This is a genomic window from Bacillus sp. AFS077874 (genome assembly GCF_002566505.1).
GTDB lineage: Bacteria > Bacillota > Bacilli > Bacillales > Bacillaceae_G > Gottfriedia.
In genome coordinates this window covers 13,675-32,995 of record NZ_NUYF01000003.1, presented here as the reverse complement: position 1 = coordinate 32,995, position 19,321 = coordinate 13,675, and the positions used below count along the sequence as shown (strand labels likewise).

21 protein-coding genes are annotated in these 19,321 nt (G+C 32.0%); 16 read left to right on the top strand and 5 right to left on the bottom strand.

Annotated elements, in window-relative coordinates; all coding sequences use genetic code 11:
- The first annotated feature begins 21 nt into the window (after positions 1-21).
- On the top strand, positions 22-1,041 hold the full coding sequence (locus tag COJ46_RS01070; protein ID WP_097978474.1) for a DNA/RNA non-specific endonuclease: 1,020 nt from the start codon (positions 22-24) through the stop codon (positions 1,039-1,041).
- A gap of 217 nt (positions 1,042-1,258) precedes the next feature.
- Here the strand turns inward: COJ46_RS01070 and COJ46_RS01065 are convergent, their stop codons facing one another.
- Positions 1,259-1,471, bottom strand: coding sequence for a hypothetical protein (locus tag COJ46_RS01065; RefSeq protein WP_097978475.1), 213 nt, complete (start codon positions 1,469-1,471; stop codon positions 1,259-1,261).
- Positions 1,472-1,634: 163 nt separating this feature from the next.
- Between COJ46_RS01065 and COJ46_RS01060 the strand changes: the two genes are divergently transcribed.
- Complete coding sequence (locus COJ46_RS01060) at positions 1,635-1,943, top strand: DUF3892 domain-containing protein (protein WP_353652152.1); 309 nt, start codon at positions 1,635-1,637, stop codon at positions 1,941-1,943.
- 112 nt (positions 1,944-2,055) lie between these two features.
- Entirely contained in the window at positions 2,056-3,069 is a 1,014-nt protein-coding gene (locus COJ46_RS01055; protein WP_141437833.1) for an alpha/beta hydrolase, read from the top strand.
- 39 nt (positions 3,070-3,108) lie between these two features.
- Here COJ46_RS01055 and COJ46_RS01050 read toward each other — a convergent pair whose 3' ends face one another.
- Positions 3,109-4,566, bottom strand: coding sequence for a BglG family transcription antiterminator (locus COJ46_RS01050; RefSeq protein WP_097978477.1), 1,458 nt, complete (start codon positions 4,564-4,566; stop codon positions 3,109-3,111).
- A gap of 255 nt (positions 4,567-4,821) precedes the next feature.
- Between COJ46_RS01050 and COJ46_RS01045 the strand changes: the two genes are divergently transcribed.
- The 4 genes from COJ46_RS01045 to COJ46_RS01030 all read left to right on the top strand — a co-directional run bounded on the left by COJ46_RS01045 (position 4,822) and on the right by COJ46_RS01030 (position 9,151).
- A complete protein-coding gene (locus COJ46_RS01045; RefSeq protein WP_097978478.1) occupies positions 4,822-5,535 on the top strand; it encodes a WxL domain-containing protein in 714 nt (237 codons plus the stop codon).
- A 129-nt stretch (positions 5,536-5,664) separates the two neighbouring features.
- Positions 5,665-6,705: a WxLIP family cell surface protein gene (locus COJ46_RS01040; RefSeq protein WP_217993278.1), complete on the top strand. Its 1,041-nt coding sequence runs from the start codon at positions 5,665-5,667 to the stop codon at positions 6,703-6,705.
- A gap of 478 nt (positions 6,706-7,183) precedes the next feature.
- Complete coding sequence (locus COJ46_RS01035) at positions 7,184-7,753, top strand: helix-turn-helix domain-containing protein (protein ID WP_097978479.1); 570 nt, start codon at positions 7,184-7,186, stop codon at positions 7,751-7,753.
- Between the two features lie 147 nt (positions 7,754-7,900).
- The gene (locus COJ46_RS01030; protein WP_097978480.1) at positions 7,901-9,151 is read left to right on the top strand and encodes a CynX/NimT family MFS transporter; all 1,251 of its coding nucleotides are present in this window, start codon (positions 7,901-7,903) and stop codon (positions 9,149-9,151) included.
- A 190-nt stretch (positions 9,152-9,341) separates the two neighbouring features.
- Here COJ46_RS01030 and COJ46_RS01025 read toward each other — a convergent pair whose 3' ends face one another.
- Positions 9,342-9,656: a winged helix-turn-helix transcriptional regulator gene (locus COJ46_RS01025; protein ID WP_025671317.1), complete on the bottom strand. Its 315-nt coding sequence runs from the start codon at positions 9,654-9,656 to the stop codon at positions 9,342-9,344.
- A gap of 177 nt (positions 9,657-9,833) precedes the next feature.
- Between COJ46_RS01025 and COJ46_RS01020 the strand changes: the two genes are divergently transcribed.
- The 4 genes from COJ46_RS01020 (at position 9,834) to COJ46_RS01005 (ending at position 13,453) form a co-directional block, all read left to right on the top strand.
- Positions 9,834-10,928 carry an FAD-dependent monooxygenase gene (locus COJ46_RS01020; protein ID WP_097978481.1) on the top strand — a complete coding sequence of 365 codons (1,095 nt, stop codon included), beginning with the start codon at positions 9,834-9,836 and terminating at the stop codon, positions 10,926-10,928.
- A gap of 91 nt (positions 10,929-11,019) precedes the next feature.
- Positions 11,020-11,781: a GTP cyclohydrolase II gene (locus COJ46_RS01015; RefSeq protein ID WP_097978482.1), complete on the top strand. Its 762-nt coding sequence runs from the start codon at positions 11,020-11,022 to the stop codon at positions 11,779-11,781.
- Positions 11,774-12,871 carry a bifunctional diaminohydroxyphosphoribosylaminopyrimidine deaminase/5-amino-6-(5-phosphoribosylamino)uracil reductase RibD gene (ribD, locus tag COJ46_RS01010; protein ID WP_097978483.1) on the top strand — a complete coding sequence of 366 codons (1,098 nt, stop codon included), beginning with the start codon at positions 11,774-11,776 and terminating at the stop codon, positions 12,869-12,871. The genes COJ46_RS01015 and ribD overlap by 8 nt, the downstream gene beginning before the upstream one ends.
- 15 nt (positions 12,872-12,886) lie before the next feature.
- Positions 12,887-13,453: a 5' nucleotidase, NT5C type gene (locus tag COJ46_RS01005; RefSeq protein ID WP_097978484.1), complete on the top strand. Its 567-nt coding sequence runs from the start codon at positions 12,887-12,889 to the stop codon at positions 13,451-13,453.
- Between the two features lie 682 nt (positions 13,454-14,135).
- On the opposite strand, the gene COJ46_RS01000 is transcribed toward COJ46_RS01005, so the two are convergent.
- Positions 14,136-15,431: a C40 family peptidase gene (locus tag COJ46_RS01000; RefSeq protein ID WP_097978485.1), complete on the bottom strand. Its 1,296-nt coding sequence runs from the start codon at positions 15,429-15,431 to the stop codon at positions 14,136-14,138.
- A gap of 427 nt (positions 15,432-15,858) precedes the next feature.
- Between COJ46_RS01000 and COJ46_RS00995 the strand changes: the two genes are divergently transcribed.
- The 4 genes from COJ46_RS00995 (at position 15,859) to COJ46_RS00980 (ending at position 17,897) form a co-directional block, all read left to right on the top strand.
- On the top strand, positions 15,859-16,152 hold the full coding sequence (locus tag COJ46_RS00995; RefSeq protein WP_097978486.1) for a hypothetical protein: 294 nt from the start codon (positions 15,859-15,861) through the stop codon (positions 16,150-16,152).
- A gap of 182 nt (positions 16,153-16,334) precedes the next feature.
- Positions 16,335-16,637 (top strand): hypothetical protein, encoded by a 303-nt coding sequence (locus COJ46_RS00990; protein ID WP_097978487.1) that lies wholly within the window; start codon positions 16,335-16,337, stop codon positions 16,635-16,637.
- A 192-nt stretch (positions 16,638-16,829) separates the two neighbouring features.
- Positions 16,830-17,330 carry a GNAT family N-acetyltransferase gene (locus COJ46_RS00985; RefSeq protein ID WP_097978488.1) on the top strand — a complete coding sequence of 167 codons (501 nt, stop codon included), beginning with the start codon at positions 16,830-16,832 and terminating at the stop codon, positions 17,328-17,330.
- Between the two features lie 21 nt (positions 17,331-17,351).
- Complete coding sequence (locus COJ46_RS00980) at positions 17,352-17,897, top strand: 2'-5' RNA ligase family protein (RefSeq protein ID WP_098565614.1); 546 nt, start codon at positions 17,352-17,354, stop codon at positions 17,895-17,897.
- A 78-nt stretch (positions 17,898-17,975) separates the two neighbouring features.
- Here COJ46_RS00980 and COJ46_RS00975 read toward each other — a convergent pair whose 3' ends face one another.
- A complete protein-coding gene (locus tag COJ46_RS00975; protein ID WP_097978490.1) occupies positions 17,976-18,218 on the bottom strand; it encodes a DUF2584 family protein in 243 nt (80 codons plus the stop codon).
- A 139-nt stretch (positions 18,219-18,357) separates the two neighbouring features.
- Here COJ46_RS00975 and COJ46_RS00970 point away from each other — a divergent pair, with 139 nt between their 5' ends.
- Entirely contained in the window at positions 18,358-19,263 is a 906-nt protein-coding gene (locus COJ46_RS00970; protein WP_097978491.1) for a phosphotransferase enzyme family protein, read from the top strand.
- Positions 19,264-19,321: the final 58 nt, after the last annotated feature.

Below are 19,321 nucleotides of genomic sequence, written 5' to 3'. Positions count from 1 at the left end.
TGATTTTTCTAGAGTAGAAACATGAGAAAGGTGTGCAGAAGTGTGAACAAAAGAATATTTTTGATTTTATTTACTGTGATTTTACTATCAGTATCTGTGGGTTGCGGAAAAATCACTGAACAGACGTCGTCAAAAAAAGTGGAAACTCCAACGAGCACGGCTTCTAAGACAGTAGAAACTAATAAGACTACATCTGACGATGACAAAGAAAAACCAACGAGTGATAGTGAACCAAACAAAAGTGTTCCTGCATCTAGCACTTCAAAGGCAACAGGTACAACGGGCGGATTTGATTACAGCAAATATACCCTAATTGTAGTAAACGGCGGGGATATGTCGGGACATAGACAGCCGAATGTCAAAGTAGATGTTGGATATGGAGAACGGGAATATTGGGCGTATACAAATGAATACAGTCAGCTAATACGTGTTGAGGCGAAAAAGATAACACTTCAAAATTCGAATACTGATCATGTTTTGTCATCAGGTAGATATTACGCTGATGAAGCAAATGTTCCTGGTACAGAGAGTCCGATCTTGGATAAAGGGCATGTGATTGCAGACTCGCTTGGTGGAGTATCAAACGCATATAACATTACACCTCAGAACAGCAATCTTAATAGGCACGGTGATCAAGCTTATATGGAAAAAGTGATTCGAGATGCAAGAGGTTGCACTGATTTCGTAGCAGTGATTCAATATCCAAATACTAAGACGCAAATTCCTAACCATTATAAATTCACATACAAAATTCAGGGCAGATCCATTACAGATGAATTTGACAATGTAAACCCAGATGAAGTGAACAAAAATTTAGGGAAAACGACAAATGCGAGCAGTACTCCACCGAAAACAAACAATGCATCTTCAAACAAAACGAAAAATAGTAATGAAGATGTTAGTAAAGTGGATACCAATCATAACGGAAGTGTTACAATCGCTGAAGCCAAAGCTGCTGGCTTTAAAATGCCAATTACGCGCGATTCATGGCTCTATAAATATATGGATGATCGAGATGGTGATGGCTTAGTAGGCGAATAAATGGTGTCAATAGTTAGCGTTATAAATTTTATATTGCCATTTTCATCAAATGATTCACCAAAGAATAATGTATCAATAACATAGTTTTCTTATTAAAACTTTACCCCTTTAAGTATGCTTAGTTATGTAAGCTTTTAAATGGGTAAAAAAATGGGGGTTTTTAAACGTATAAGACTTTTCATGGGTGTATTAATTCATTTATTCTAATCAATGAAAATTAACATTCGTGATTAATAATTTTGCCTTGATCAGTCAGTTTAACAAGAGCCGCATAACCGATCCCTTTTTTTACGACAGTTGCCATACCTTCACCAACAAGTATATTTAATGTTTTTAGTTCGTCTTTGTTTAATTTTGTATATCGGTAATAACCATCACCAATTTTGTGAATTAATCTGCCTTCTCTTGTCATTCCTAAAACAGTAGTCATATGTTTCCCTTCTTTCGAAAGTGGTTTGGATTAATGATTACATACCTATCGTATATTGTTTGTGCAAATTTGTCTGTGAATAATTTGTGAAATATTGAACAAGAGTTTAAGTCTGTAATAATTTGGAAGGATAAACATATTTTCATCTCGCCATACTATTTTTGTGTCTAATAAATGGAGGTGTGTTGGTATATCGTTTCAAAATCGTGGTATCGGACATCCTGAACATCAAGATGATCCAAATAAATTACATATCGTCGCAGTACGAAAAAATGGCGATGGTGATATTACAGATGTAAAATTTCAAAATGGTGAAATAGTCGGGATCGAACAAGCCATTGCGATGGCAGAACTTGAACAAATTGAAGATGTAAACACAGGTCTAACTCGTGGAGATAATCCACATAAAACACTTCGTTCTTATCCTGATGGTGATCCTACAAATAATTTAAGTAATTTACCTACTTTTTAGTGTCTATACGCTAAAAAGGTGCACAAGTTATGTGCACCTTTTTTATTTCCGAGTAAATCATGAGAAAATGGAAAATTTAATATTAGAAATACCAGTAAAGTAGGGATCTATTTTGAAAAAAACTTTTATATTTCTTTCAGTAGTGACTTGTATGTTAATCGGAAATTATTTAGTTACTTCAAAAAATACTGTGAAAAGTGAAAGTAATGCTTCCCTTATCTATAAAAATGAGAAACCCGACAAAGTCTCGGAAACTCTTAGAGCATTAAATATAAAAAAAGCAAAAGAAGGAAGAACAGCATCATTAGAGCAAAAACGAATCGAAATTGAAAAACAAATAGTCCCAACTCCTTCTAATATTAAAATTAAGGGAGATAATATTGAAGGAACAAAAGTGGAATGGTTAATTCCAAATGGATCTTCAGAAGATAAGATTGTTTTTTATATACACGGCGGAGGTTGGTCCAGAGGTGGGTTAGGTTTTTCGAGGAATTTAGGAACAATCTTAGCTAGAGAGACAGGTTATAGGGTACTAACGATACAGTATAGACTTTCACCTGAAAATCCATATCCAGCTGCATTAACCGATGTTGAAAAAGTTTATAATTATTTAGGAAAAAATACTGGTCCTAATTCTAAAGTTGTTATCGTTGGGGATAGTGCTGGTGGCAATTTAGCATTTGCTTTGTTAAATAAAATAAAATCTTCAAATGGAAACTATCCAACAGCTGTTGTAGGGTTTTCTCCAGCGACTGACTTAACGAAAGAAAGTCAATTATACACTTCAGATTTAGATAGTATTCATGCAAGTTATCATGGAAATGATATCAATATTGTTGATACATACGTAGGGAATAATAATCGAAAAAATCCTTTAATATCACCACTTTATGGTGATTTAAAAGGTTTACCTCCAATGCTGATCCATGCTGGCGCAAGGGAAGAGTTAATCGATGATATTTTAGCTTATGCGGCAAAAGCAAATGCTAATGGCGTAGAGGTTACATGTAAAGTGTGGAGAGGAATGTTTCATGATTTTCAGTTAATGGACAAGGCTTCAAGTATTAGTAAGCAAGCGAACGCTGAGATTGCACAGTTTATTAAACAACACTTGGAAAATAGATAGTCAAAATACAAAAAGTAAGGCTTATTTTGCCTTACTTTTTTATGTCGAGTTACTTAAGAAATTTGAAATTTGATCAATATCTCTTTGCGTAAGAACAGGGTCAATTGTAATGATTGGATGAATGATTTCTCCTTCAAGCAAGAAATCAGAAATAATAAATTCAATGTTTAGTTCATTTATAATAGTTGATTCAAACTCACCTAATTTAGGAAGAATAAAATCAATTTTATGACCAAAAGCAGTAACCAATTTCGTTTCAATATAACGATGTACTCCTGGACCATTACTTGTTAATAATAAAACCTTCTTCCTTAATGATGAGAAATTAATTTTAGAAGCTTGAACATTTAATGCAACTTTCGCAATTTTATCTCTAGTAATTTCAGGGTATGAAAATTTTTTCGTCCAGATTTGTAAGGCTTTTGATACTTTTTTATATAGGTCTGAATACTGATTTTTAACATAGCGGTCCATTGAATAGGATGGTTCTTTTTTATCGATTGAGTATAAAATGAACGAGTATCTTTGGAATTGGTCATGTAATGTGTAAAGAAACTCCTCGTCTTCATCTAACGATATACCTGTTTTTTTCTTTAATAGTTCAACTAAGTGATAGAGTTCCTTAAAATACCTTGTCTTTTGATTTTGATATAAATAAAGAAATTCGTTTTTTTCCATGTTGTCAAAACTATAATATGGAAGAGTTGATATTAATAATGAAAAAGCAATTCGTTCATTCATAGAAATATGATGTTTATATTGATGTTCTAAATGATTACAAATTTCATTAGCAATTTTAAAATAATTTGATTCTAAAATCTTGTTTATCGATTGATCAGTTAATTCAAGTTGCATTTTTTTATCGATTCTATATAACATCGTTCCAAGTAAATAGACGTACTTATTGGTAGTAGAAGGGTAGAGGAATAATTTAAACTTTTCAGTAGTGTCTAGTACAATTTTTTTAATATCTTGAAATGAGAATGCTTCAAGTGGCCATTCTTGATCATCCGAATAAGCGCATAAGGCATCTAGGATATCACCACACAATAGCCGAATTTCAAATTCTCTTCCTACGATCTCAAGCGGCCCACGTTTTAAAGTTAAATGGTAAGCCTCCAATAATTCCTCAACTCGATCAAGTATTGAATAGACAGCAGGTTGCTGTGTATAAAGCGCATTTGCTAATTCTGCAATACTTTTAATTTGAGTAAATTGTATGAGCATAATAACTTGAAAACTCAATGAATTTTTTACGTAAAGTGAACGAATTTCATTAATCGATGAAGAAATTGGTTTATTAATATAAATTCCTTTACCTTTTATTGTTTCAATTTGCCATCCTTTAGGTAGGTGTGTGTTAATTGCCTGTAAATCATTTCGAATTGTTTTTTCAGTACAAAGTAACTCATTTGCTAATTCTTCTGTTTTAAACCACTTATCTTGTTTACTCAAAATATTAATTATTTGTAATTTCCGTTTAGTTGATTTATCCATTCAAAATCTCCAAAATTTTGTCCAATTTATTACTATTATTGCTTTTAATGTTCCGTCTTAATTCAGTGAAAGTTTATTTATCTATTGGAAAACACCTTTTTATGCGATTTTTAGAGTTAAATGTGAATTTTTAATGAAGACAGGATATTATTTTTACCTAAATCAAAGGTAAAAAACATCATGGGAATCACTTTACTACAGCGATATAATGACATCGTTGAAACAAAAAAAATAATTTTAAAGGAGTAAAGTGAAATGAAATATACAAAAGTCGCGCTTGTTAGTGTAATAGGGATGTCATCATTAGTTGGAGCTGCTCACTCAACTTTTGCGGAGGTATCATCTGTAGGAAATTCAAAAGGGTCAATTACATTCGTTGCTGGAACAGGCCCAGTTACACCTGTTGATCCTACAAATCCAATTGAACCATTAGAACCAACAGGTCCAACTGATCCAACAGATCCACCAACAGGGAATGCTGGTTCATTAACATTAGATTATGTTTCATCAGTTGATTTCGGAGTAAATGAGATTTCAAATAAAACAGAAGTCTATTCGGCTAAATCTAAAAAGCCGTTTATTCAAGTGTCAGATCGCCGCGGTACAGGGGCAGGTTGGTCAGTAACTGCTAAAGCAAGTAAATTTACAAGTGGAACAGCAGATTCACTACCTGGGGCAATCATTACATTTAAAAATGGTTCCGTTATTTCATTAAGTACAAGTGGGTCTCCAGTAGCAACTGAAACAATTGCTTTAAATACTGACGGAAGTACAGCTTCACCTGTTGTTTCCGCATCTCCGGGTAATGGTTATGGTACATGGGTTACTCGTTGGCTTGGACCAAATCCAGAAGTAAATGATGGGGCATTCAATGATAATGTCACTTTGACGATACCTGCAGGCTCAGCAACGATTGGGAATCATGAGGCAACTATTACGTGGACATTAACGGATGCTCCGGGTTTATAGTAGTTAATTTGAAAAATAACAATTAATGGAATGGACTTTATATTATTTGGAACCTATTAGATGAAACGTTATTAAATGTCTTATAGTGAAAATGATATAAAGTCTCTATTCTAAAGGGGGAATATAAAATTGGATCTTATACGTCAAAAATTATTGCTAATTTTTTCTGCTATTCTGTTAACTTTATCGTTCATCCCTCTATCTGTAAAAGCAGAGAATAATATCGATTTTTCTGTAAAAGCGATCATTCCAACAAATCAAATTGATCATCTCAAATCTTATTTTGATTTAAAAATGTCTCCAGGACAAAAACAGGATCTTAAAATCGAGGTCTTTAATAATAGTAAAAAAGAAGAAACAATCCAAGGGAATATTACTTTTGCAACAACAAATGATAATGGACTGATTGATTACACTGAATCGAATAGTAAGGATGCAGATAAATCTTTAAAGTATCCATTAACTAGCTTAATAAAAGAACCTCAAAAAGAAGTTGTTATTCCACCAGGTAAATCAAAAGTAGTGTCATTTTCGATTACAATGCCGAAAGATGAATATGATGGAGTTATTTTAGGAGCAGCCCACTTTAAGAAAAAAATCGAAGAAACTGAAAAAAGTTCTAAAAGTGAAAGCATTAATATAAAAAATGAATACGCATATGTGGTTGGAATAAAATTATCGGAAAACACTAAAGAAGTAGAGCCGGATCTACATTTGCTTGACATTAAACCTAAATTAGTAAATTATCGTACAGCAATTGCTGCGACAATCCAAAACAGCGAATCCTCCATTGTGAAGGATATGAGTATTGATGCGCAAATCTTTAAAAAAGGTTCCAATAAAGTTTTATATAGTTCGAAAAAAGCTGAGATGAGCATGGCCCCAAATTCAAAATTTGATTACGCAATCGATTTAAATAATAATCCAATTGAACCAGGAACTTACCGTTTAAAGATGAAAGCGATCAGCGGAACTCAAGTATGGGAATGGGATGAATTATTTACAATTGGAAAAGAAGCAACAGATTTGAATAATAAAGCAGTTGAAATAAAAAATAATCATTTCTGGTATTATATCGAAGGCGGATTATTACTTTTAATAGGGATCATTTGGTTAATTGTTTTCCTAAAAAGAAAGAAGGAAAAAGAACAATCGAGTAAACAAGAATGATTTTTGGAAGATTGGATCTATTGATTAGTTGTCTTAAAAGATTAAAATTAAAATAAATATTATATTGATAGAAAAAAAAGGCTCATTTCTTCATTGAAATGTTGCCTTTTTTATTAATATGGTTTTTTTTATGAAAAATTTTGTCCACATTTTTTAGCATTCAAATTCATTGAAATATATCTAAATCTTTCAACTAAGAAAGTCAATAAAGTTCACTCAGGGTCAGAGTTCGTTACAATGGATCACTATTTACGAAATGATTACTAGTTAGTTTCACATAACAATATAAGAAAAGAGTCGTTATTTAATTTACGAGTATGTTGTAACGAAGTATGTTTTATTAGATTAAATTATCATTTTCGTATATTATAATATATAAATTGGTTTATTTATTATAATTTTATCTACTATATTATGTAAAACATTAATAATTATTTTACTTTATATTTTCCAACGATATTTCAAAGGGTGGCTCAAAATGAATTTAGAAGCTGATGATCAAAGGCAAGTTGTTTTACAAGTAGGAACAGTACTAAAAAAACTTCGTAAAGAAAGACGTTTAAGTCTTGAAGACTTATCAGAATTTTCGGGTGTGAGTAAGCTTACGCTAGGAAATATTGAACGCGGAGAAACAAATCCAACAATAGGAATGTTATGGAAAATTTCAAATAGTTTATCTATACCACTCATGGCTTTATTCTCATCTGAAAGTAATGTGAATCTATCTAGAGCGGGTGAGGGACTACGAATTGTTGGGGACGAAAATAACTGGGCAATTGAGCCGATATTTCAAAATGTAAATAATAATATAGAAATGTATCGTGCTTATTTACAACCAAATAGCACCTACCATCCAGAAAAACATCATCAGAATACAACAGAACTCGCGACTGTTATGTCTGGAACCCTTACAATTACAGTCAATAATGAGACATTTACGTTAAATCAATATGATTCGATTAGTTTTTCTACTAACGGTACTCATTCATATGCCAATCATACCAACGATGTCGTTGTTCTCCATATTATATTAAAATATGGAATTTGAATTACTATAGCTTAACGATAGATTAGGTATTCCTTTACTAATTTAAAATAAATCTCTCTTCCTGGATAGATAGAAACTTGTCTTTATAGTAAAACATATTGAACAAGCTACAATACATAAATTTTTCACGAGCTAGGAGGGAAAAGGATGAATTCAATGGATCAAGTAATTAAAAAGGAGAATAAAAGGGCCATTTCAACTGTTGGCAAATCAACAGTTTGGATATTAATTGTTGGTATTGTATTTATTGCTGCTAACTTAAGGGCTCCTTTAACCTCAGTAGGACCAATTGTCGGTCTTATTAAGAATGATATGAATATTTCAAATACATTGGCAGGAATGATTACCACGTTGCCATTATTAGCTTTTGCGCTTTTTTCACCTATTGTACCTAAACTAGGGCAAAAATTTGGGGTGGAACGAATTATTTTTGGTTCCATTGTCTTTTTGACTGTTGGTATTGCTATACGTTCCCTATCAGGGGTTGCTGCTTTATATATAGGTACGGCTATTCTTGGATTGGCTATCTCCGTTGGTAATGTATTGTTACCTGGCCTGATTAAACGTGAATTTCCTGAACGAATTGGCTTGATGACTGGAGTGTATTCCATTTCTATGAACCTATTTGGAGCAATAGCTTCTGGTGTGAGTGTTCCCATTGCACTTGGAGTAGGATTTGGGTGGAAAGGCGCATTGGTAATATGGGGGATTTTTAGCTTTATATCTATTATATTTTGGTTACCACAGATGAAACATCTTAACGCGAAAAGGGATACAGTTCATAATAAAACGGTTAACAATCATGTGAATTTGTGGGGTTCGGCACTAGCGTGGCAAGTAACCTTGTTCATGGGTCTGCAGTCCATGATTTTTTATGTACTTGTCGCCTGGCTGCCAGAAATTCTTAAACAACATGGATTGAATTCAAGTCAGTCTGGATTGATGCTTTCTGTTATGCTATTGGCTTTGCTCCCATTTACCTTTATCGTACCAGTCATCGCAGGGCGCATGTCTAGTCAACGTTCGTTAGTGATTATTACAGCAATTTTACTTTTGATAGGGATGTTTGGGTTACTATATGGTAGTTTAAATTTAATCGTCTTGTGGATCAGCGCTTTAGGTATAGGAGGTGGCTTCGCATTTAGCCTAGCCATGATGTTTTTTGGCTTACGTACAAGGAATGCACAACAGGCTGCGGAGTTATCTGGTATGGCCCAATCGATTGGATACCTACTTGCGGCTATTGGCCCAACCCTATTTGGATTTATACATGATGCAACTAATAGCTGGACGATTCCACTTTTAATATTAGTTGGTGCATCGATTCTACTCTTTATATTTGGTCTTGGAGCATCCAAAGCGCAATATATTGGTTCTGCCCAAAAGGAAAACATATAATTAGAAATGAAAACACAATAATAACGCATTTTTATAAGAAAATAACTATCATTTGCTCAAAAAAATCAAAACTGAGCCAAATTAAAAAAGGATGTCCACAAGTTAGAAATTTAACTTATGAGACATCCCTTTTATTTACAATTGAATTCTAAAAATAATTAACAGGCGAAGCAAAAAACAAAAACCATTTTTAATCGATTGTTGTCCAATCTTGCGACCATTTCATTAATTCCTTAATAACTGGTTCTAAAGCCAGTCCTTTTTCTGTCAAAGAATATTCGATTCGAACCGGAGTTTCTGGGTAAACATCTCGTTTTACAATACCTGCTTGTTCTAAATCTTTTAGTCTTTCTGAAAGAACGCGCCCGCTAATTGGCAAAGTTGATTCGATCGTACAAAATCGTTGTGATCCAGAAAGAAGTTGAAAAATTATAAGAATTGCCCAGCGTTTACTAATTAACTCTACGCTTTTTTCAAACCGTGGGCATAATAAAGAAAAATCCATTTAAAACCACCTCACCTATATCCATATTATAACTAAATTTGTATTAATAACAAGATTACCATACATAAATTTATTACTTGACGTAAGTTTATTACTAAATTAAACTTACTTACATAAAGTAACTAAATAATTTTTTTTGAAAAATAATAAATGTCTATAAATAGGTGGCAAAACAACATGATTATGAATACAGATGTATGTATTGTAGGTGCAGGACCGGGTGGTGCACTATTAGCATATTTGCTTGCTAAAAATAATATTTCAACTGTTCTTGTGGAACGACATAGTGGTATTGATAAAGAATTTAGGGGGGAACATCTAAATTCTGATGGTGAACTAATATTAAAAAAACATCATCTTTATGAAAAAGTTAAAGAATACGGACTGCTGCTAATGGATCGTGTTGAATATTGGAATCATAATAAAATAATAAAAAGTATTTTTCCATCACAAGGTTCAATACATGTTGGTATTCATGTTCCACAAAATCATTTATTAAATGTTATTTTAAAAGAAGCAAATAAATATGAAAACTTCAAGCTTTTGATGAGCACACGTGTGTCTAAATTAATAGAAGATCAAAATGGACGCTATATTGGTGTTAAAGCAATAAAAAATGGTACCGAAATAACAATTAATAGCTCGGTTATAATTGGTGCCGACGGTCGATTTTCAACAATCCGTAAATTAGCAAAAATACACACGGATATTATAAAACATGGATACGATCTACTTTGGGCTAAAGTACCAAGACCAGTAAGTTGGGATCCAACAGTTAGATTAACATTGATAAATAAACAACAATTGGCTTTGTTTACTCAAGCAGGTGGGTTTATTCAAATTGGATGGAATATAGATGAAGGTTCTTTTCCGAACTTAAGAAAAAAATCTTTTAATCCTTTTGTAAATCAGCTAATCGAAGCATTTCCAGAACTGACTGAAACTGTTCAAGAAAATATAAAATCTTGGAACGATTTTGTATTATTAAATGTTCAAAGTAGCCGTAGCAAAACATGGGTAAAAGACGGCTTAATTATAATGGGTGATGCGGCACACACTATGAGTCCTACTGCAGCGCTTGGTGTAAATATTGCGATGAGAGATGCTGATACTTTAGCAGAAATCATACAAGATGCTATTCAAAACAAAGATACTAGTACAATAGTGTTAAAGAAATTTGAATATGCTAGACGAGGAGAAGTTGAAAGCTTACAAAAGCAACAACTAACACAGGAAAGTACTTTTAAACATCACTTTGATGTGACTTTATAAGAATGCCTTTAAAGTTTAAAAATGGACAAGTGAAAATTAAGAAATATATTATATCAATATGAAATCGTGTAAGAAAACAGGAGGAAACCTCATGATCAACGAAAAAGTAGTTTCTTTATTAAAAGAGAAAATTAATGTAATAAAAAATAACGATAAATCAATTTATTTAGTTGGACCAATTAAATTACCAGTAAATTTAGATGGAGAAACAGTCCTTTTTCAATGGTATTGTTGGCTACGCTGTGAGGATATCGAAGGAGATTTTTGTAGCGATGGTTCATATAACACTGAAAAAATTATTAGTAAATTAGCTTCATCAAATTTAGCAGAAATGCAACAATCAAGCGTATTAGTTTATGGTGACTTTGAAAATTCAGAGGATGCTCTAATTCGAATGCATAGTATTTGCCATACAGGTGATATTTTTGGAAGTAAGCGTTGTGATTGTGGATTCCAATTAAAAGAAGCAATGAAAATGATTTCTTCAAATGAATCAGGTGCATTATTTTATTTAGCAAATCATGAAGGAAGAGGAATCGGTTTATTTAGTAAAGCTATGGCGTATGTTCTCCAAGAGCAAGGATATGATACTGTTGAGGCAAATGAAGAGCTTGGTTTTGTAGATGATGCACGAAACTACGAAGATGCTATTCGAGTATTAAAAACGCTTCGCTCAAAGCCGGTTACTTTAATTACAAACAACCCAAGAAAATTGGATGCTCTTCAAAAATCTGGAGCTAATGTATCTGGAAGAATTCAATTATGGGGAGACAAATCAAAGTATAACGAAAAGTATTTAGAGACTAAAATTGTTCGTTCTGGTCATTTTAAAGGAGGACGTACAAGTGAGTAATCATAAATTTTATATGAATTTAGCTATTCAAAATGCAATGGCTACGAAAGGTCAAACCGACCCCAACCCATTAGTAGGATCTGTAATCGTAAATGATAATCGAATTGTTGGAATTGGTGCTCACCTAAAGGCCGGTGAACCTCATGCTGAAATTAATGCGCTTAGAATGGCGGGCGATAAAGCTGAAGGTGGAACAATTTATGTAACGCTTGAGCCATGCTCTCATCATGGACGAACTGGTCCTTGTGCAGAAGCAATTGTACGTGCAGGTTTGAAAAAAGTTGTTGTTGCTACACTTGACCCAAATCCTTTAGTTGCAGGAAGAGGAGTAAAAATTCTTCAAGATGCGGGAATTGAAGTAATCATTGGAGTTTGTGAAGAGCAATCGATCAAAATGAATGAAGTATTTAACAAATATATTGTTAAAAACATTCCTTTTGTCGTAATGAAATCAGCGTCTACATTAGATGGGAAGATTGCTACCCATTCTTCTGATAGTAAATGGATCACTTCAGCGGAAGCTCGAAATGATGTTCATCAATTAAGAAATGAAATTGGCGCGATATTAGTTGGTGTTAACACAGTATTAAAAGATAATCCAGAATTAACAACTAGAATTCCAAACGGACGTAATCCAGTACGAGTGATTCTAGATTCAACTTTAAAAATTCCTTTAGAATCAAAAGTAGTAACCGATCAGCAAGCTGAAACATGGATATTCACAAGTCAAAAACACGCTGAACAAAAAAGAAGTGAATTAGAAAACTTAGGTGTTAAAGTATTTGTTACGAGCGATCTAAGTCGAGTTGATTTAAACGAAATGCTAAAAGTTCTAGGTGAACATTCAATCTCTTCTTTATTAGTTGAAGGTGGGGGAGAAGTGAATGCTTCCTTTATGAATCAAAATTTAGTTGATAAAGTGATTGTCTATTTAGCGCCTAAATTAATAGGTGGAAAAAATGCACCTACATTTTTAGAAGGTACTGGACTTGATAAAATGGGACAAGCGATTGAACTTGAAGAGATCGAATTAACGAAAATTGGTCCTGATTATAAATTCATAGGCTATCCAAAATATACTACTTCATGAGGAAGGACTTTTAGAATGAAATTCGGATTCGATATAGACGATACTTTAATTGATTTAAGACAGCATGCTTTTCACATTTATAATAAAAAATTAAATAAAAACATTCCTATAGAAGCTTATAATGAATTAAAAACTGTTGAAATTCATGAACCTTTTGGCTTAACGGCAGAAGAAGGAAGCGAAATGTGGAAGAGTAATTTAGAAGAGACATATTTTACTACTTGTCCTCCATTTCCATATGCTGTTGAAACATTACAAGAATTAGAAAAGCAGGGACACGAAATTTATTATGTGACTGCAAGAAATAAAGAATATGGTGAACGAACGAAAGAATGGTTATTAAAGAATGGATTTCCAGTTCATCAAGATCGATTTTATTGTGGAATGAAAGATTCTGAAAAAATTCATATAATAAAAGAATTAGCTTTAGATTTCTATTTTGATGATAAACCAGAAATATTGAACACACTATCAGAATTACCTTTAAAAGCTTACGTGAAAGACACTTCATATAATCGAGGGTTGGACATCCCACGTATTACTTGTTGGTCTGAATTAAAGGATATCATTGAACGTAATTAATAAAAAAACACCTGTGATGGGTGTTTTTTTGTGTGATGAAAAATGAGTAGGTCAATTAGTAGGTATTTGTTGCTGATGTCCATTACAACCTGTTATGAGTAAGTTATAATTAACGTTTTAATTTTATACTAACTCACGAATTAGTTGTGAGTATCATTGTTTTGCTATAATAGTTCCTCGTGAAACCGTTTATGAGGAAGTAAAAAACAACATTTAGGAAAAATAGTTCCTCATGAAGCCGCTATGAGGAAGTAAAAAACAACATTTAGGAAAGATAGTTCCTCATGAAGCCGCTATGAGGAAGTAAAAAACAACATTTAGGAATTTTAGTTCCTCATGAAGCCGCTATGAGGAAGTAAAAAACAACATTTAGGAATTTTAGTTCCTCATGAACCGGCTATGAGGAAGTAAAAAACAACATTTAGGAATTATACTTCATCATGAACCGGCTATGAGGAAGTAAAAAACAACATTTAGGAATTATAGTTCCTCATAAACCCGCTATGAGTAAGGAATAATCAAGATTTAGCAATTATAGTTCCTCATTAACTTGAGTAAGTAATGATCACCATTTGGCAACTTTACATATCATGAGCCGATTATGTGTATTAGACTTTGTTTTATGTCAACAAGCTAAAAAACACCCATGATAGGTGTTTTTTTAGTAAGGTGTTTGCAATATCTATTTAAATCTTTTAAATCCTAAAAAATGTTGGTTCCAATATGAATTGTTTATTTTAGAAATAGTTACGCCTGAACTGCTACTTGCATGGATAAACTCATTATCATTAATCACTATACCCATGTGGGACGGTCCATAAGTATAAGTGTTTTGGAAAAAGATTAAATCTCCAGGTTGAAAGTCATCTACAGTTTTTAAATTTGAACTATTATACCAATATCCTGCAACATTTGTTCTAGGAAGTGACAATCCAGATTCTTTGAATACATAGGAAATAAATCCACTACAGTCAAAACCTGATGGATTTTCCCCACCCCAAATATATGGTACACCTGAATACTTTTTAGATAAGGTGATTAAAGATTGTACATCAAATGATTGAGAGGTATTTGAATCCACTTTATTTGTATCTGTCTGACTTGAATCAACTTTGTTTGAATCTGTCGTATTTGAACCTGTCTCTTTTTCAACATAAGATGCACCAATATACCCTATTACCCCATTAAATATTACCTTATACCAACCGTTAGATAATGAGATGACATCTAGTTTTTGGTTTTTATTAACACTACCTAAAATCTGATAAGAAGTTCCAGCCCCAGATCTTACGCGTAAACCATTAATAGTAGAAATATAGTTTCCAGAACTGACCACATGATTATTATTACTATTATTCGATTCGGTAACTTTTCCAACATAAGAAGCACTAATATATCCAGTTACCCCATTATATTTTATTTTATACCAACCATTAGATACTGAGATCACATCTAGTCTTTGATTTTTATTAACACTACCTAAAATCTGATAAGAAGTTCCAGCGCCTGATCTTATGCGGACTCCATTACCAGTAGAAATGTAGTTACCCGAACTGACCACTTGATTATTATTACTATTAGTCGATTCGGTGACTTTTCCAACATAAGACGCACTAATATATCCTGTTGACCCATTAAATTTTATCTTATACCAACCATTAGACAATGAAATGACATCTAGTTTTTGATTTTTATTAACACTGCCTAAAATCTGATAAGAGGTACCAGCTCCAGATCTTACGCGGACACCATTACCGGTTGATTTATATGTACTAATAGTATTATTTGAATAAAGTTTACTAGATTGCAGAGTTTTCTTGGAATCAATCGAGGCTGCAGCTGCAGTAGTATTATATGGAATTTGAATTGTTAATGTTGAAGCAAGTCCAACTAATGCCAATGAGTTTATAGTTCGCTTTTTGTTTCTTTCTCCTTTCAAATTTAACTTTAATAAGGTACTTGCTGATTTTGATTTCATTACTAACCTTCCCTCTAACCAATAACTGAAATAACAAAGAAAAAATCCCTTACCTCATTTAATAGTAAGGGCGAATCTAAGATTACATGAACTTGGTAATTAAATTATTTAAAATGTGAGATCACATTTAGTTTAAATTCTAACATAAGATGATAGGTATCTTCACTTAATTAGTGTCAAATTTTTCCGTAAAAGTAAATTTTGTTCAAAATTTACTAAAAAAAACAAGTAAGAATATGAAACTCTTATTATTCATCAAAGTGAAAAAGCTGAAATAGTTTTTAGTAAATACAGATAAGATTATTGATTTAAGAAAGTTTTGTTAAGTAAACTAATAATATAGATTAGACAAGTTGTCAGGAAATATAAGCGCAAAAAAGTCTATTAAAATCTTAATCCTACTCTTTAATTGGAGGTGCAAGTCAAAGTGACAAAGCTTGAACTTGATATTGAAAACGTACAGATTGCAAAACATACGGATTATAAAGGCTATAAAATTAGATTTTCGATTAATCACCAGCAGTATGTACTTTTAGTCGGTAAAACAAATATATTATTTCCCTTGTCTCTAATTCACACTTTTAATGAAAAAGGAACATGCCAGCTTTGTAATAAACTAGTTTTATCTTCAATTATTAGTCAACAAGTTTGTCCAACATTATTTAATAGAAGAAAAGAATTATTAGCCTATTTCCAAGAACATTATTCTGAACAATTTTAATCAGACATAAAATAGCTTTTGACAATCGTCGACCACAGTAAAATAATAAATTAATAAAGAAATCGTGATAAAAAACTACTTTTTGGGTAGTTTTTATTTTTTTATGAAAATATTTAACGATAATGAGACATAAAAATAGCATTTCGTCATATATTTTGTTGAAAACGGAGGTGCTATTTCACATGGTGATTCAAGATTTAGATATTCAAAACGTGGTAATTAGTAAGCTTGGAGGATACGACGGTTATAAAATAAGCTTTTCTGTTAAACATCAAAGCTACATATTATTAGCTGGAAAGCAAAAGACGATTTTCCCTTTGTCTATTAAACATGCATTTATTGAAAAGGAAAAGTGTCAGTTTTGCAATAAACTTGTATTTAAATCTGCGATTAGCCAGCAAATTTGTTTGAATCTCCTTCTTAAAAAAAGCGATTTATTATCGTATTTTCAGCAAAATTATCCCGAACCATTTGAGCAAGTATAGGTTTTTTATTTAAGAAAACTGTCGAGGAAAAACCACTAAAGAAGTGGTTTGGATACATATTAGGATTTAACCCTCCATGATTTCAATATAGTTGTTTAAGAATTTTAATGATCTAGTAAAAAAACACTGTAGAAATACGATTATAATTGTTGTACTATTCTTATAATTATATTTTTATTGGAGGATATTTTCATGTTTAATTCTTTATTACCGACAAATACTATTTCATTACAATTTTATAATGATCAATATGATGATCAATTAAAAAACTATTTTCTAGCTGATGAGCATCTAAAATTTACTGGTCTACCTATAGAGAATATAGAAAAATGTGTAATAGAGGCTGATCGTCATGCGATTTTAATTTTGAGTAACAATGATGTTGCAGGATTTTTTGTTTTACATGGTTGGGATGGAGTTAGACAATATAGTGATAATAAAAATGCAATTCTATTAAGGGCTTTTTCTGTTGATACAAATTTTCAAGGAAAAGGGATTGCGAAACACTCTTTAAATTTATTGCCTTCTTTTGTAAAAGCGAATTTCCCCAAGCGAGATGAAATTATTTTGGGAGTCAATCATAAAAATATTACTGCACAGCATGTTTATTTAAAGAGCGGATTTATTGATAAAGGAATTAGAGTAATGGGGAGAAAAGGTGAGCTCTTTATTATGCATATGGATCTAGTATAAGTTTAGAAAGAGGGAAGATTGATGTACGGAGTTGTAGCATTATTTGATGCAAAAACCGAACAAATTATTAAAGATATTTGGACAGAGTTAAGAGAAAAATCGATTTCTTTCTATGCTGATGAAGTAGTAGATCGAAAACCCCACATTACTTTAGCTAGTTATCATAGCTTAGATAAGCAAAGGTTTATTGAACAATTAGATGATTTTTATGAAAATAAGACGGAAATAGATATTAGTTTTAATTCAATTGGATCATTTTTAAATACAGGCATATTGTATTTTTTACCACATATTACTAAAAATTTGATTGAGTTGCATGAGAATTTTCATATTCAGTTTAAACATTTTAATGATAATCCAAAGTCTATTTATCTACCTGAGAAGTGGGTACCACATTGTACTTTAGCAAATAGATTGTCACCGGATAAATTAGCCGAAGCGTATAATTATTGTTTATATCGAAATGATATGATAGTAGGGAAAATACAGGAAGTTGGTATTATTGAGATGGTTAGTAAAAATAATGCTCCAATTATCTATTCAAAGTCTTTAAAATCTCAAGGTTGAAAAAATATGTTAAGAATGACTTATAATTAGAAAAAGTTCAAGTATTGTTCTTGAACTTTTTCTGTTTAATTTTGCTGATTAATTAACTGTATCAATTGCTTTTAGTTCATAAAGCATATAAGTATTCTTATTTTTCCATTCGATTTTCTGTATAACAGCTACTCCAAAAGGTTTTTCATCATTCTTTCTTGAGACATTGATTGGTGTGTCAATAGGATATACATGGTATCCGTTTTGCTCTAGCGTGAATAGATTGTTTTCGTGTCTAACGGCGTGATCATTCGTTACAATTAACCAATTAAATTCAAATGGCATACTCATATTTTGAAAACTCCTTAAATTGAATAGATAGAATATTTTATATAGAAAAGATAAAACACTTAAAAATATCTTAATATATTTTTGTTCTGAACACAAAAATGGGATTGGATAAAATTTATAAGATAAGTAGGGACTCTTAATGAAAAGGAAGCATAGTAAACAAGTTCGTTTAACCGGTGGGCTTCAAAATGATGTATTTTATGATGAAGACTATAATAGGGTGGTTAGGCAGTCTAAATTAGGAAAAACAAAAGAAATGGTGTTACAGGAAATTGATTTTATAAATTTTTTACATATGCAAGGAGTAAATGTCCCAAGAGCGGATCGTAATTTTAGAGAAGAGGATGGAAGAGTCATAACTTATTTTGAGTATATTGATGGCGAACAAATTGATGTGACAAACCCTAACCATTGGAATAAACACCTGTTTGAACAATGGGGTAAAAAATTAGGAAAGATGCACTCTTTAGCCAAGCAGTATAAATTAAGTGAAGTTCATCGTCCTGCCTGGTCACCTAATCGTATTGATGTTTTTGGGATTAGAGATCAGTTAGTTCCTAATATGAAAGAGTTTTATGATAAACACATGGAAAAGCTCGTACAATTTCAAGTGACATCCGATGCATTTGGGATCATACATAATGATTTTCATCAAGGGAATATAATTTTAGTCGGTAATAGTCTCTTTACGATCGATTTTGATGATTGTGCATTTAATTGGTTCGCACAGGATATTGCTACAGCTTTTTATCATGCATATTGGCAACAGAATTCTTTTAACGAAATGAATGAACAGTTTATTGAGACTTTTATGGTGAACTTTTTTAAAGGATATAAACTAGAAAACTTACTTCATAATGATATAGTAAAACAAATCCCGATCTTTCTTAAATTGAGAGAAATATTTTTGCACCATTTATTTGTCCAAAAATGGGATATGAATCGATTAGAGGAGTGGCAAAAATATACACTTGTTGATTTAGAAAATAAGATTAAAAATGATGTGCCATATGCAGATCTTATAGATTTTTCGATTTATCAATAATGGAAGCCATAGGATAGCTCTAGTTATAATAACCTAGCTATCCTTTTAATTTTTTTAA

Coding starts and splice junctions, on each gene's coding strand:
- COJ46_RS01035 (WP_097978479.1), top strand. CDS start 7,184: ATGAATTTAGAAGCTGATGATCAAAGGCAAGTTGTTTTACAAGTAGGA.
- COJ46_RS01070 (WP_097978474.1), top strand. CDS start 22: ATGAGAAAGGTGTGCAGAAGTGTGAACAAAAGAATATTTTTGATTTTA.
- COJ46_RS00975 (WP_097978490.1), bottom strand. CDS start 18,218: ATGAGTATGCCATTTGAATTTAATTGGTTAATTGTAACGAATGATCAC.
- COJ46_RS00990 (WP_097978487.1), top strand. CDS start 16,335: ATGGTGATTCAAGATTTAGATATTCAAAACGTGGTAATTAGTAAGCTT.
- COJ46_RS01050 (WP_097978477.1), bottom strand. CDS start 4,566: ATGGATAAATCAACTAAACGGAAATTACAAATAATTAATATTTTGAGT.
- COJ46_RS01020 (WP_097978481.1), top strand. CDS start 9,834: ATGATTATGAATACAGATGTATGTATTGTAGGTGCAGGACCGGGTGGT.
- COJ46_RS00985 (WP_097978488.1), top strand. CDS start 16,830: ATGTTTAATTCTTTATTACCGACAAATACTATTTCATTACAATTTTAT.
- COJ46_RS00970 (WP_097978491.1), top strand. CDS start 18,358: ATGAAAAGGAAGCATAGTAAACAAGTTCGTTTAACCGGTGGGCTTCAA.
- COJ46_RS01005 (WP_097978484.1), top strand. CDS start 12,887: ATGAAATTCGGATTCGATATAGACGATACTTTAATTGATTTAAGACAG.
- COJ46_RS01000 (WP_097978485.1), bottom strand. CDS start 15,431: ATGAAATCAAAATCAGCAAGTACCTTATTAAAGTTAAATTTGAAAGGA.
- COJ46_RS00980 (WP_098565614.1), top strand. CDS start 17,352: ATGTACGGAGTTGTAGCATTATTTGATGCAAAAACCGAACAAATTATT.
- COJ46_RS01015 (WP_097978482.1), top strand. CDS start 11,020: ATGATCAACGAAAAAGTAGTTTCTTTATTAAAAGAGAAAATTAATGTA.
- COJ46_RS01045 (WP_097978478.1), top strand. CDS start 4,822: ATGAAATATACAAAAGTCGCGCTTGTTAGTGTAATAGGGATGTCATCA.
- COJ46_RS01030 (WP_097978480.1), top strand. CDS start 7,901: ATGAATTCAATGGATCAAGTAATTAAAAAGGAGAATAAAAGGGCCATT.
- COJ46_RS01065 (WP_097978475.1), bottom strand. CDS start 1,471: ATGACTACTGTTTTAGGAATGACAAGAGAAGGCAGATTAATTCACAAA.
- COJ46_RS01025 (WP_025671317.1), bottom strand. CDS start 9,656: ATGGATTTTTCTTTATTATGCCCACGGTTTGAAAAAAGCGTAGAGTTA.